Below are 12,564 nucleotides of genomic sequence, written 5' to 3'. Positions count from 1 at the left end.
ATATAAGGTGAATAGAAAATGGAGGTCGAGACATGGAATTTGTAACTTTAAATACTGGAATTGAAATGCCCTTGTTAGGGACAGGAACAAACACGTACGGCAAACTAGAGCGTCGTTATGACGGAGAAATTACGGGAGATACAAGTGAGTTAGCATCAGCCATTGAGTTAGGTTACCGTTCAATTGATACGGCGATTAGTTATCGTAACGAATCAGTGATTGGAGATGCGGTTAAGCAGAGCGGGTTGGCTCGCGAGGAATTTTTCATTACGTCTAAATTACCGGGAACTCCCGAATACACGGCTTCGCGTGAAGCGGTTGAGAAGGGAATTGCCTTTAGTTTATCGCAATTACAAGTAGAGTATATTGACTTGTATTTAATTCATCATCCATGGGATAATTTAGAAGAAATTGTTCAAGTATGGAAAGTGTTAGAAGAGTATGTTGATAAAGGCGTCTTGAAGGCGATTGGTGTCTCTAACTTTGATGTTGAACAATTACAGTATTTGCTTGATCATGCGCGTATTAAACCTGCAGTGAACCAAGTGAAATCACATGCTGGTAATTGGAATGACGAAGTCATTGATTTTGGTCGTCAACACGGTGTTGTGGGTGAGGCTTGGTGGCCATTATCTGGTGTTGATGAGGCCGCACGAGCACAATTAACCGAAATCGGTGAGCGCTATGGTAAGACTTGGGCGCAAGTTACGTTGCGTTATCAAGTACAAAGAGGTGTGATTGTGATTCCTAAATCGCACAATTCAGAACGTCAGGCAGCTAATATTAATTTGTTTGATTTTGAATTAACTGACGATGAAATGTTATTGATTGCCAAATTATAGAATAAACTAAAGCCATAGGTTGATGCCTGCGGCTTTTTGTGTTGGCTTCGCTTGGCTAGTTCAACTACAATACGCAAAATGTAATAAAGTGCTACGCAAAGCACCTCGTTATGTGAGCGAGGTGCCAGAGTACTCCTCAAAGCCCCTCGTGCCAAAAATGAGGGGCTGCCTGAGTGAGTCAAACGAACTAAGAATAAACAATATAGTTTTAACATAATGTTTTGGTCATAATGGGGTAGCTTGTATCTTTTTAACAGTATTCTGTACTTAAAAATGTTAAACTAATTAAAAATGCATGTGGTGGAAGTGGAGTGATTGAATGGAACAGTTCCGATTTAATTTAAAGGTTGCTGAAGATTTGTATTTGGCGATGCCAATGTACGTAGACAAAGTTGCCGAAAAATTGTTTGAGGTGTTGGATAGTGACCGTGAACATATTGGAAAATATTTGGACTTTGTTGAGAAAACTCAGACCATTGAAGATGAGCGTGCTTTTATCGCTAGCCAATTAAATGATCAGGCAGCAGGCAAGTCGTACTTGTATTTGATTATTTATCAGGGCGATTTAGTCGGTACGATTAATTATCATTTTGTTAACCATCAACATGGTCGTGCGGAAATTGGTTATTGGTTACATTCTGCTTATACAGGTAAAGGGCTAGTTTCGCGATGCGTCAAGGCAATGCTAACGATTGGTTTTGAAAGTCTTGGTTTTAATCGGATTGATTTGTATGCGGATGTGGAGAACGCCCCAAGTAATGCGGTAGCCACAAGGACCGGGTTTAAATTTAACGCTTTACAGCCAGCGCAAGTGAAGATGCACGGGCAATTCCGTGATATGAACCAATATATTATGTTGAAAAGTGATTATGAAGTTTCAAAGGAAGATTAACCAGAAAGAGTTCGCTGTATTAGGCTGAGCTGAAAGGAGCATTGCATGAATTATTTAGGTTGGTTAGTGATTAGTTTGGTAGCCGTTGTGGGTTTGAGTTTTATTACACGCTCTAAGAATTCGAAAGAGATGGATCGTAATCGCCGAGCTTTGTTGGCAGGTGAATTAAATGACCGTCAAATAGCCAATGCTTATCGCAAGTTAGACACGTATCGAGAGAGTAAGTTTTATGCAGTGATTGCGTATGGCTTTTTCTATCAGCAGTATTTCGAGAAAGCGAATGAAGATTATGTTTTATTCAAGGCTGAAATGCAGAAGAGAGAGTTGTTCAAGCAATACCCGTATTAAGTTGAAAGGAGGGTGTCAATGGGGAAACTAAATAAAGCCTTGTTATTGGTAGGAGGTACAGTGAGTGGTGTGGCGCTTGCGACAGCACTCACTTTGTATCTCACACCTAGACCTGGAGCTTACCTGATTAAGAAAATATTTGATCGACCTTATGGAATCAAACTTCCAGAAGAATACGAAAAGGCTGCGAAACAAGTGAAGGTGATTCGTAATGGGATTTACTCCATTGATACTGACAAGAGCAGCTATGATCTGTACTTGCCTGTGAATTTAGCTGAAGGTGAACGTGTGCCCGTTCTGGTATGGTTGCATGGTGGTGGCTTTGTGGGCGGTGATAAAGAACAAATGTTGGAGTTTGCGACTTATGTGACTGCCCAGACTGGCCTAGCGGTCTTATGTCTGAACTATGATTTGGCGCCAAAGGCGAAGTATCCGTCCCAGTTAGCCCAGCTTAATGAAGCGGTGCAACATATTCAAAGTAATTCAGATTTAGTAGAATTTATCGATACCGAGCAATGGTTTTTCGGTGGAGACTCAGCTGGAGCACAAATTGCAGGGCAGTATGTCTTGATTCAGACGAACGAAAACTATCGTCATCACTTAGGCTATTCTGCTAGTTTGACGTCTAGCCAGCTCAAAGGGTTTATTGCTTATTGTGGACCGCTTGCGATGAATTTATTGGCGAATCGTCAGAGTAATCATCCAGCCATTAAATTCTTTTACAATACAGTCTCACGTTCTGTTATTGGGAGTCGTCAATGGTCACAAAGCCCTGAGCTAAGTGAGGCGTCCTTAGCCAATCATGTCAATGCACAGTTTCCAAGTTCTTTTGTAACCGACGGCAATAAGTTTACGTTTAATGATCATGGTAAATATTTTGTAAAGAGGTTAGTGGAATTGGGTGTTGCGGTGGAGCATTTGTTTATTGAAACGGAAGAACTAGTGCATGAATATCAGTTTGAGTATCAAACGGCAGCAGCTCAGCGTTGTTTGGCTGAAACAATTGCTTTTATTAAAGCAAATCGCGATTAATTATTTGAGGAGATGAATCATAAAATGTCAGAAGAAATTTACACAGTAGGCCAAACGGCTAGTTTTACGAAAACAGTCACAGAAACGGATGTAGTCCTGTTTGCGGGTATCAGTGGTGACCTTAATCCGGCGCATGTTGATGAGGTAGCAGCGAAGCAATCGATGTTTAAAGGTCGTGTTGCACATGGCATTCTGGGTGCGTCCTTTATTTCAGCGGTGATTGGCATGAAGTTGCCTGGACCGGGAACATTATACTTGTCGCAAGACTTACAATTTGTTAAGCCAATTTATTTCAATGATACCGTTACGGCGACAGTGACGATTAAAGAGGTCGGTCGACGCGGACGTTTAACACTCGAAACCAAGCTGACGAATCAAGACGGCAAAGAACTGATTACAGGTGAAGCGAAAGTCTTCGCCCCTAAATAAATAGCCAAAATACTCCCTTAAATAGCTCGTGTATCAATCACGAAGCCTTTAAGGGAGTTTTCTTTATATGATAAGAAATTATAAGTTTTATGTGGAATTAACAAGCATTGTACTTCCCTCAGCTTATAGTTATCTAACGTGGTGGTTGCTTTAAAAGACTGCCTGGAGTTCTTAATGTTCGGTTTTTCCAGCTCAATCGACTAGGATCTTATTATAATGAAGAATTTGCTTTGCTTGTATTTAGAGCAAATGATTCTATTATTTGCGATGGATGCACTTATTACTGCTTTGGAAAACCTCCGAGTCTAGCTACGTGAGGTAGTTCAACTAAAAGCCAAAATCTGCTTCCAATGTGTCGATTCAGAATTTGAGTCAGCACGTTAGAAGGCACTTAAATCAATATTATAATAAAATGTACAAATATAATGATAATATTAGCATAAGTGGTCAAGTCTATTTAATAAACTGAACTGAATCTTATTCGAGGCCACCCCTATAGACTAGCTCTTTTTTTAAGGCTATGTTAAAGAACTCTGTTGATATTTAATAAAAGAGAACGTTTGTTCTTTAATGTAAGAAAAGAGTGAGAGCGAGTGGGTTCCGAATGTCATTGAAGGAGATTATCGAAGAGATTCAAAAATTAAATACAGCCGACCAACATAGATTGAAACAGTTCTTTGTGAACTCGCTTGCATCTTATTCGGCAAGCGAACCTGTCTTCAAAGAAGTGTCTGAACGAAAGCATAAAGAAGGTTATACGTGTACCCATTGCCACTCGACGAAGGTTGTCCGTTTCGGGAAATACTCAGTGAAAATGGATATGCGACTGATTGAACGTCAACGTTATCGCTGTAAATATTGCAGAAAGACCTTCACCGATGTTACGAATACCCCACTTCATCGAACTCACTTGCCTCACAAATGGTTAGGGTTCATCCAATGTATGATAGAAGGCTACTCCCTTCGTAAAGCCTCTGAATTGATTGAGGTTCATTATGTCACTCTCTTCTATTGACGACATAAACTGCTTTCTGCGATGAAGCAGATGGACTTTGAGAAGTTCGAAGGTATTGTCGAGATGGATGAAACCTATTTCCTGTATTCTGAAAAAGGAAAGTGTAATCTCAAAGGTCGTAAACCAAGAAAACGTGGCGGCTCCTCGAGGAAACGGGGCATTAGTAAAGACCAATTGTGCGTTCTTGTCGCAAGAGACCGCCAAAAGTGACGTATTCAAAAATCCTCGATCAAGGACGTATCGTAAAGACTCAACTTGATGATGCCATCGGCTCCAAACTTTCTTCAACGAATGTTCTCTTTACAGACGCTTGGAGAGCCTTTAAGACCTATGCGACCGATAAAGGTTTGGAACATTACCGATTCAAATCAGATGGATATCAACGTGTGAAAGGTGTTTATCACATCCAGAACGTTAATAGTTTTCATAGCCGACTAAAAGGCTGGATTGACCGTTTCAATGGCGTCGCTACAAAGTACCTCGACCATTATTTGAGTTGGTTCCGATTCCTCGATAGCATCAGACATCGCAACAACGATGCAACCGTCAGCAAAATATAATAGAAAGTTGTTTATTCTCAACAATAGAAACCTATGATAAACTTAGATTATCAGAAATTTCCAAATGATAATCTAAGTTGTTCAAGAATAGGGGCTTTATGATTTTGTCTATAAATTATGACCATTTAGGAAGTTTTAATCATATCAAAAGTAGAGAAAAAATATTCAAAGCTATATTTTCTTAAAAATTCCATTAGTCAAAGAGAGGAGATTAAATATGATAGACAAAAATGAGAAAGAGATTTTATTATTGAATAGCGAGAAAAATTTCAAAGAACTACTTGAAATAATTGAATCAGTACCGAAAAGTAAAAGAGGAATTTCTATTGAAACTCCAGAGAGAGATAAAAATTTTAGAGATGTTTTAATGCATCTTTATGAATGGCACGCAATGCTTGAGAGATGGTATAGAGAGGGTATGGATGGGGATATTCCTTTTATGCCAGCACCTGGTTATAAGTGGAGTAGTATTAAACTCCTGAATATACGGATTTGGGAGAACTATCAAGATGTGACATTAAATCAAGCTATAAAAAAATTGAAGTTAAGTCACCAAAGAGTAACAGACTTAATTAAAATACATACGAATGAAGAAATCGTGACAAAAAAATATTATAAGTGGACGAAAACAAGTAATTTGCTCAGTTATTTTACAGCGAACACATCTAAACATTACATTTGGGCTGTGAAAAAATGTGAAGTTATCGCAAAGGCTTTAAAAGAAATAGAAAATGAAAATTTTGTAAAAACGTCTAATTAAACGAACGAGGACTTTAATAGAGTAAACAAAAGGGAACTTCTAAAAATGGAAGTTCCCTTAATTCTCGTAAAAAATCAACAATATAATTTAACATAGCTTTTTTAAGAAGCCATACAAATTACAAGAACCTTAATGTGTTTCAATACACCTACAAAGAGGGCAGTTTCACGCTATTTTATCCAACTACTTGAAAACTGAATCAACTAGCTCTTTATATCTCACGTGGTTCGAGTAAGGATTCTTCAGTCGCATCATCGAACAAATGCCATCTGTCAGGTGCGGCTTTTAAATAAATTGTATCGCCAACCGCTAAGTCTGGACCTAATTCAAGACTGGCAACCATTATTTGGTCGCGGTCACTTACAGTGAAAAAGACATTGCGTAGATGACCAAGGTGTTCGATATTTTCAATTTGGACACGAATTGTTCCTGTTTCTTCAGCAGTCGCTAAATATAAATCTTCGGGTCTGATTCCAGCATAAACATCTTGATATAAACCTGGAATAATCATACGTTCAAACACAGATGAAGCGAGTGGGGCAAATGAACCGTTGAAAGAAACGCCAGCTTGGCCTTGTTTGTCAAAGATTAATTGAGTTTCAAAGACATTCATTTGTGGATTACCAATGAATTCAGCAACAAATTTTGTACGAGGATTTTCATAAAGCTGAATGGGCCTATCCAATTGTTCTAACGCACCTTTATTTAAAACGGCAATCCGGTCTCCCATGGTCATGGCTTCTGTTTGATCATGGGTAACATAGATAAAAGTTGTATCTAATTGTTGATGAAGTTTGACGATTTCAGCACGCATTTCGATACGAAGCTTCGCATCTAAGTTCGATAAAGGTTCATCAAATAAAAAGACTTTCGGCTGACGAACCATAGCACGACCTAATGCGACGCGTTGACGTTGACCACCCGAAAGGGCATCGGGTTTACGTTTTAACAAGTCAGATAGTTGCAGTATTTCTGCGACTTTTTGGACACGTTGCTTGATGAATTTACGTGGAACTTTTTGCATTTTTAATGGGAAAGCAATGTTTTCTTCAATTGTCATGTAAGGATACAAGGCGTAATTCTGAAAGACCATTGCGATATCGCGGTCTTTAGTTTCCACATAATTGACCAGATTATTATCAATAAATAAACCGCCGTCTGTTATCGATTCTAGTCCTGCAATCATTCTTAGTGTAGTAGATTTTCCACAACCTGAAGGTCCCACAATGACTAGGAACTCCTTGTCTTGAATTTCAAATGTTAAGGGTTTAACTGCGAGCGATTGTCTGTCGTCGTATGACTTGGTCACTTGCCTTAATTCAACATTGGCCATAATAAACACTCCTTGGTTTTTGGGTTCATATTCTGTCAAAAGTAAGACAGCTTCTTACGTTGTTCGGCGCAAGAAGCTGTACTTAATAAGTTTCAAAATGATGCGTATAACAAAGTTAAGCTTAGTAGTTTACTAAGTTATATTGCTCGATTGCTGTATTGATTTGATCAGCCATTGCTTGAGCAGCTTCAGCTGGTGTTAAGTTACCGTTTAACATGTTTTCAATTTCAGTTTCAACAATTTGGCGTGCTTCAGGGAATACTGATACTAATGCACCTTGAGATTCTGGTGAAGACGCGTGTAATTGATCGATTGCAGTTTGGAATTGTGGGAAGTTAGCCACGTTCTCTTGGAAAACTGCTTCATCATGTGCGGCAGTTGAAATTGGGAAGTATCCTGTTGCTGCTGCCCATTCTGCTTGAACACTTGGTGATACTAAGAATTTAACGAATTCCCAAGTTGCTTGTGCTTTCTCAGGATCTTGACTATCTAAAGCCCAAACTGATGCACCACCGATTGACACACCACCTTCAAGTCCATCTTCAGTAACAGCTGGTAAGAAGGCTGTTCCGACTTCGAATTTACCATCAACTTCAGCTAGAATACCTGCTAATGATGCTGTTGAGCCCATTGTCATCGCTGATTGGCCAGAAACGAATTCTGGTTGTCCACCTTGACGGCCAACGTTTGGTGCTGCATTTGCCTCAAATAAGTCATACCAAGCTGTTAAAACTTCTTCCATAACGCCAGATTCGATAAAAGCAACTTCTGTGGTGTACTCTTCACGACCATTGCCATTGTTAACGAAGTGGTCGCCTTCTTTAGCGATAAATTGTTCAACGAACCAACCATAAACTTGTAAAGAAATAGGCATTGTCGCGCCAGCTTCTTCAAGCGCTGGTTGAATTTCAATGATTTCAGCTAAAGTAGTTGGTGCATTTTCGATACCAGCTGCTTCAAATAGATCAACGTTGTAGTAAAGAATTGGCGTAGATGAGTTGAATGGCATTGAAATTAATTCATCATTTACCGTATAGTAAGCGGCGATGTTAGGCTCAATTTGCGAAAGGTCGTAGCCTTCAGCATCGATAAATGTTTGTATCGGTGTAACTAAACCTGAATCGATCATATAACGTGTTCCGATATCGTAGATTTGAACTAAATCGGCTTCTAAGTTACCTAAAGAAGAGTTTCTTAATTTAGTGATGGTGTCATCATAAGAACCTTGGTATTCTGATGTTACTGTGATACCCAATTCATTTTCTTCGTTGAACTGTTCAACTAAAGCTTCTAAAGCAGTTCCAGCATTACCACCCATTCCATGCCAGAAGACGATTTCTTGATTTTCGCCGGTTTGAGCGTGTACTTCGTTTGTTGCAGTTAATCCAAGTAATCCTGTTAAGGTTAAAGCGGCTGCTGTGACAGTTTTTAATAACTTAAATTTTTTCATGATGTATAATAGCTCCTTGTTTTCTATGATTTATGAACAATTATCCTTTGACCGAACCAGAAAATAGTCCTTTTACTAATGCCTTTTGCCCTACTAAGAAAATTATTAGTGAAGGTAAGAGACAGAAGACTACTCCGGCAAACATTAAGACGATTGACTGACTGTCGACACTTTGCATCATTGAAACCCCGATTTGGACCGTACGATAATTATCAGAACCCGAAACCATCAATGGCCACATATACATGTTCCACGCATTGATAAAGGCGTTAACGGCCGTTGCGCCTAATGCAGGTTTTGATAATGGTAGCAGAATTGTAAAAACAAATCTGATATTACTACAGCCATCAATTCTAGCTGCCTCATATAATGTGAAAGGAAAACTCTTATAAAATTGTCTCAACAAGAAAATCGTTGAAGCCGACGTTAGATAAGGAATAATCAACACATGATAGCTATCTAACCAACCCCAACCAGCGACTTGTAAATAGTTCGAGACAATGGTTGCTTCACCAGGGACCATCATGGTTGCTAAGACTAAAGCAAAGATGACTTCTTTAAAACGTGAATTTAAAAACTCGAAAGAAAAGGCTGCTAAAGCCCCAGACAATAACTGTCCGATGGTAATTGCAATGGCCACAATAAACGAGTTAAGGATAAATCGACCAAGTGGGGCAGTTTGGAAAGCATTCACATAGTTACTAAATTGTGGTACGGCAGGGAGTAATTGAAACTCTGTTGTATAAATTTCTCCAGGAGTCTTCAATGACATGGTAACCGCATAGATTAATGGAAATAAAGTCACCACTGCCAGAATACTATTCACAACCAGTAAGCCGATTTTCATAATTCTTTTTCTTAGCTGTGCTTGTTTAAAGAGTCGCTCTTGTTCTTCTAATAACTCATCCAAAATAGGTACTTTTTCAAGTTCAAATGGTAGTTCTTGTGTCATGATTTAGCCCCCTTATTCTGAACAGCAAACATAATAGCGGTTAAGACTGCAATTATCACAAAGAGAATAATTGATTCTGCAGAAGCTAAGCCGTAACGGAAGTTTTGGAAAGCATTCCGGTAAATATCATGTACGATAACATTCGTCGATTCACCTGGACCACCTGCTGTTAAGATTCTAATTTGAGCAAATGATTGGAAAGCCCCAATAATATTAATCACAAACACGTAAAAACTAATGTTGCGAATACTTGGCAATGTAACAAACAGAAACTTATTCCATGTGTTTGCTCCATCCACTGAGGCACTTTCATACAAACTTTGATCAACATTGGCCAGTGCTGCACTAAAGTAGAGAAAGTTGAGACCGCTATTCAGCCAACCTGTTATGACTGCCAGTGTGATCAGGGCAAACTTTGGATCTACGAGCCAATTAACGTTTAAATTAAGTAATTGGTTCAGTGCACCCGTCTGCTGGTTGAGCATTATTTTGAAAACCATCGCAATGCCACTTGAAGCAATTGCCATCGGCAACGCATAGACGGTCGAAAAAAACTTTAACCCTGGGAAAGCAACGCTACAAAGCAAGGCTGTAATAAAACCAATGCTGATGCCTACAATCAAGACCAGTATCACAAATTGGACAGTCACCCAGATACTGTTCTGGAAGGAAGCCGAGGTGAAAAGGTCTTTATAGTTCTGCAGTCCGTAGAAGACTTTCTCAACGCCACGATTATCGGTAATGAAAAAGCTGCGATAAATCGTCCGTAGGAAAGGCCAATAAGTGAAGAGTAATAGAATAATTCCAGCCGGAACCAAGTATAAATAAGGTTCAATGATCGGATGCTTATTTTTTTCTTTTGTAAACATATCGATTCCTTTCGTTTATTAAATTTTACTCAACAGAAGTTAATAAAACCTTAAGCTGACGAGTTCAAGTATAGCGATTGAGTATTAATTACACGTAAATCTTCTGTAAATTAAGTGTAAAAAATATTGGAAGAATGTTAATTTAAAGTAAATTATTCCAGAAAGTTCATCGAAAATATTTTGCAAAAACATTGAAAAATTATAATTAAGATGTCATCGTTTTCACAACATGCTATAATTATGATGGAAGAAGGAGTGTGAGCGATGAGTTTTAATGATGATTTTTTTGCAAATTTGCAACAGTTTATTGATGAAAATGCAGATAAATATCCTTCAATAGATGATGCAGTTGAAGCTTATATTGAACAGTATAATAAGGGACAACGTAATCCTAAAAAGAGTAACGGGCCAATTTCGGACCGTGAAAAATCGATGGATTTGTTACAAGAAGCAATGTATGAAAATAATGTAAAAAAACAGCGTAAGCTATTAAAAGAAGCGGTAAAATTGTGGCCCGATAACTATGAGGCTGAGATATTGTTAGCGGAAGGTAGCGTTGAGGAGGTAATCAAGCACTTCTTAACAGTTCATGAAAGAGCTCATAAAAACTGGTTGAAGACTGATCAAGTAGGTTGGTTAAACTTTGAAGAACGTCCTTATTGGCAGTTGAAGTATTTTATTGGTTCTTATCTTTTTAACGTAGGAATGCTGATTAAGGCGGAACCTTTCTTTAGAGATTGCTTTGACTTTAATGAAATGGACAATTTAGGTGCGCGTTATCACTTAATGTCAATTTATGCGAGAACTTATAACTGGGAAGCGGCAACTGAAATTTATTACCAAACGCCTGAAGCTTCGGAAGATGATATGATGGTTATCCCGTTGATGAGTTTAGCTGTTGCTTTAGGAGAATTTCAAACTGCACGTAAGCTACTCGCTGATTTATATCGTATTAACCCACAGTTCGACGAAATATTAAAGGAAGACTTCTGGCCTTTTGAGTTGTTAGATGAAATTTACAGTCCAGATCAATATTCGTTCAATTCTGTAACGACTATTGCTAATGCAATCGTACCATTGATACCACTCTTGACTGGTGTTGATTATGCCTATGGGTGGATTAAAGAAGAATATGGAAAGATTGCGAAGCAAAAAGCGTTGAAACTTAAAACACCTAAACAAGTACAACGTGCGAAAAAAAAGAAAAAGGACAACGTTATTAGTTTTCCATCAGGCGTTACGACAGACTTTGCCAATAATTATGAAGCCGAAGGCTCACCATTGGCAGGCTTAGCACCAAAACCTCAACATATTTTAGCCTTGCAAGGACTTACGAGCTTTGAAGCCTTAGCACATAAGACGCAAAAGGAAGTTGCGGCGATTCAAGGGATTGGACCCAGAACAATCCAAGGATTATTGGATAATGGCGTGAAGTTCAAAGAAGAGAAGTAAATAGGAATACTCGCATCTGCATTTTTATTAAGGGCGCAACGAGACTGAGCAACATTATTCTTTAGATAGAAGGTGTTGCTCTTTTTTTTATAGTATAAGGTTTTATAAGTTTTATGTTGATTTATCAATCTTTATAATACGTTCAGCTTATTGTTTTCCAAGGGGGAGGTCGCTTTCAAAGCCTCACTTACGTTCGTGCTTTTCCAGCTCAATCGGCTAGGCTCTGTCTATGAGCAAAGCGAAGTAGACAGAGCAAGCTACGCCGTTGCCCATTATCTGTATCGGTACCGCTATGAAAAATAATTAGTTGATCTACGTTAAATATTCCAAAAAAAGTAAAGCGATATAATCAAATTATATTGCCAAACAGAATTTAAAGTCCTTAGACTCGTCCGAGGCTTTCTCATGGTATATGGAATTATAAGTTTTCGCTGGCTTAATGATATTTGAGTTTCGTTTTATGACAGTTAGAGTGGCCAAATCAGCCAAATTCCATTCAATATTCAGACTCAGCAGCCGAGTTTAAACATTGAAAGGAAATACTACCTTTAGGCTCCAATTTTTTGAGGGAAAAAGACTGATTCTAAAGGTATCTTTAGAATCGAATTAGAAAACGATTAGAAGGTATGC

Annotated in this window: 11 protein-coding genes and 1 pseudogene; 8 read left to right on the top strand and 4 right to left on the bottom strand. The window is 38.5% G+C overall.

Translation table 11 applies throughout. From position 1 onward, the window contains the following. The first annotated feature begins 32 nt into the window (after positions 1 to 32). The 7 genes and pseudogenes from GF867_RS09230 (at position 33) to GF867_RS09200 (ending at position 5,878) form a co-directional block, all read left to right on the top strand. Positions 33 to 842 (top strand): aldo/keto reductase family protein, encoded by an 810-nt coding sequence (locus tag GF867_RS09230; RefSeq protein ID WP_153832819.1) that lies wholly within the window; start codon positions 33 to 35, stop codon positions 840 to 842. A gap of 319 nt (positions 843 to 1,161) precedes the next feature. After that, on the top strand, positions 1,162 to 1,734 hold the full coding sequence (locus GF867_RS09225) for a GNAT family N-acetyltransferase (protein ID WP_153832818.1): 573 nt from the start codon (positions 1,162 to 1,164) through the stop codon (positions 1,732 to 1,734). Positions 1,735 to 1,779: 45 nt separating this feature from the next. Further along, the gene (locus tag GF867_RS09220; protein WP_153832817.1) at positions 1,780 to 2,082 is read left to right on the top strand and encodes a hypothetical protein; all 303 of its coding nucleotides are present in this window, start codon (positions 1,780 to 1,782) and stop codon (positions 2,080 to 2,082) included. Positions 2,083 to 2,100: 18 nt separating this feature from the next. After that, on the top strand, positions 2,101 to 3,114 hold the full coding sequence (locus GF867_RS09215) for an alpha/beta hydrolase (RefSeq protein ID WP_153832816.1): 1,014 nt from the start codon (positions 2,101 to 2,103) through the stop codon (positions 3,112 to 3,114). 24 nt (positions 3,115 to 3,138) lie between these two features. Continuing rightward, on the top strand, positions 3,139 to 3,543 hold the full coding sequence (locus tag GF867_RS09210; protein WP_153832815.1) for a MaoC family dehydratase: 405 nt from the start codon (positions 3,139 to 3,141) through the stop codon (positions 3,541 to 3,543). A 604-nt stretch (positions 3,544 to 4,147) separates the two neighbouring features. Continuing rightward, positions 4,148 to 5,186: pseudogene (locus GF867_RS09205) on the top strand (IS1595 family transposase). A 149-nt stretch (positions 5,187 to 5,335) separates the two neighbouring features. Next, positions 5,336 to 5,878 carry a ClbS/DfsB family four-helix bundle protein gene (locus GF867_RS09200; protein ID WP_153832814.1) on the top strand — a complete coding sequence of 181 codons (543 nt, stop codon included), beginning with the start codon at positions 5,336 to 5,338 and terminating at the stop codon, positions 5,876 to 5,878. A 211-nt stretch (positions 5,879 to 6,089) separates the two neighbouring features. Here the strand turns inward: GF867_RS09200 and GF867_RS09195 are convergent, their stop codons facing one another. From GF867_RS09195 to GF867_RS09180, 4 genes are all read right to left on the bottom strand, one after another. Further along, a complete protein-coding gene (locus GF867_RS09195; RefSeq protein WP_153832813.1) occupies positions 6,090 to 7,211 on the bottom strand; it encodes an ABC transporter ATP-binding protein in 1,122 nt (373 codons plus the stop codon). 121 nt (positions 7,212 to 7,332) lie between these two features. Continuing rightward, positions 7,333 to 8,661, bottom strand: a complete 1,329-nt coding sequence (locus tag GF867_RS09190; RefSeq protein ID WP_153832812.1) for an ABC transporter substrate-binding protein — start codon at positions 8,659 to 8,661, stop codon at positions 7,333 to 7,335. Between the two features lie 40 nt (positions 8,662 to 8,701). Next, complete coding sequence (locus GF867_RS09185) at positions 8,702 to 9,613, bottom strand: carbohydrate ABC transporter permease (RefSeq protein ID WP_153832811.1); 912 nt, start codon at positions 9,611 to 9,613, stop codon at positions 8,702 to 8,704. Then, positions 9,610 to 10,482, bottom strand: a complete 873-nt coding sequence (locus tag GF867_RS09180; RefSeq protein WP_153832810.1) for a carbohydrate ABC transporter permease — start codon at positions 10,480 to 10,482, stop codon at positions 9,610 to 9,612. The genes GF867_RS09185 and GF867_RS09180 overlap by 4 nt, the downstream gene beginning before the upstream one ends. Before the next feature lie 264 nt (positions 10,483 to 10,746). Between GF867_RS09180 and GF867_RS09175 the strand changes: the two genes are divergently transcribed. Next, positions 10,747 to 11,934: a tetratricopeptide repeat protein gene (locus GF867_RS09175; RefSeq protein WP_153832809.1), complete on the top strand. Its 1,188-nt coding sequence runs from the start codon at positions 10,747 to 10,749 to the stop codon at positions 11,932 to 11,934. The last annotated feature ends 630 nt before the right edge of the window (positions 11,935 to 12,564 follow it).

Origin of the sequence: Fundicoccus ignavus (assembly GCF_009659375.1) — a bacterium.
In the GTDB taxonomy this organism is placed as follows: domain Bacteria; phylum Bacillota; class Bacilli; order Lactobacillales; family Aerococcaceae; genus Fundicoccus; species Fundicoccus ignavus.
The sequence above is the reverse complement of the archived record's forward strand: the minus strand, read 5'-3'. Positions and strand labels throughout refer to the sequence as shown.

Bases quoted from the DNA above. Each gene is read 5' to 3' on its own strand.
- GF867_RS09230 (WP_153832819.1), top strand. From the start codon at position 33: ATGGAATTTGTAACTTTAAATACTGGAATTGAAATGCCCTTGTTAGGG.
- GF867_RS09225 (WP_153832818.1), top strand. From the start codon at position 1,162: ATGGAACAGTTCCGATTTAATTTAAAGGTTGCTGAAGATTTGTATTTG.
- GF867_RS09220 (WP_153832817.1), top strand. From the start codon at position 1,780: ATGAATTATTTAGGTTGGTTAGTGATTAGTTTGGTAGCCGTTGTGGGT.
- GF867_RS09215 (WP_153832816.1), top strand. From the start codon at position 2,101: ATGGGGAAACTAAATAAAGCCTTGTTATTGGTAGGAGGTACAGTGAGT.
- GF867_RS09210 (WP_153832815.1), top strand. From the start codon at position 3,139: ATGTCAGAAGAAATTTACACAGTAGGCCAAACGGCTAGTTTTACGAAA.
- GF867_RS09200 (WP_153832814.1), top strand. From the start codon at position 5,336: ATGATAGACAAAAATGAGAAAGAGATTTTATTATTGAATAGCGAGAAA.
- GF867_RS09195 (WP_153832813.1), bottom strand. From the start codon at position 7,211: ATGGCCAATGTTGAATTAAGGCAAGTGACCAAGTCATACGACGACAGA.
- GF867_RS09190 (WP_153832812.1), bottom strand. From the start codon at position 8,661: ATGAAAAAATTTAAGTTATTAAAAACTGTCACAGCAGCCGCTTTAACC.
- GF867_RS09185 (WP_153832811.1), bottom strand. From the start codon at position 9,613: ATGACACAAGAACTACCATTTGAACTTGAAAAAGTACCTATTTTGGAT.
- GF867_RS09180 (WP_153832810.1), bottom strand. From the start codon at position 10,482: ATGTTTACAAAAGAAAAAAATAAGCATCCGATCATTGAACCTTATTTA.
- GF867_RS09175 (WP_153832809.1), top strand. From the start codon at position 10,747: ATGAGTTTTAATGATGATTTTTTTGCAAATTTGCAACAGTTTATTGAT.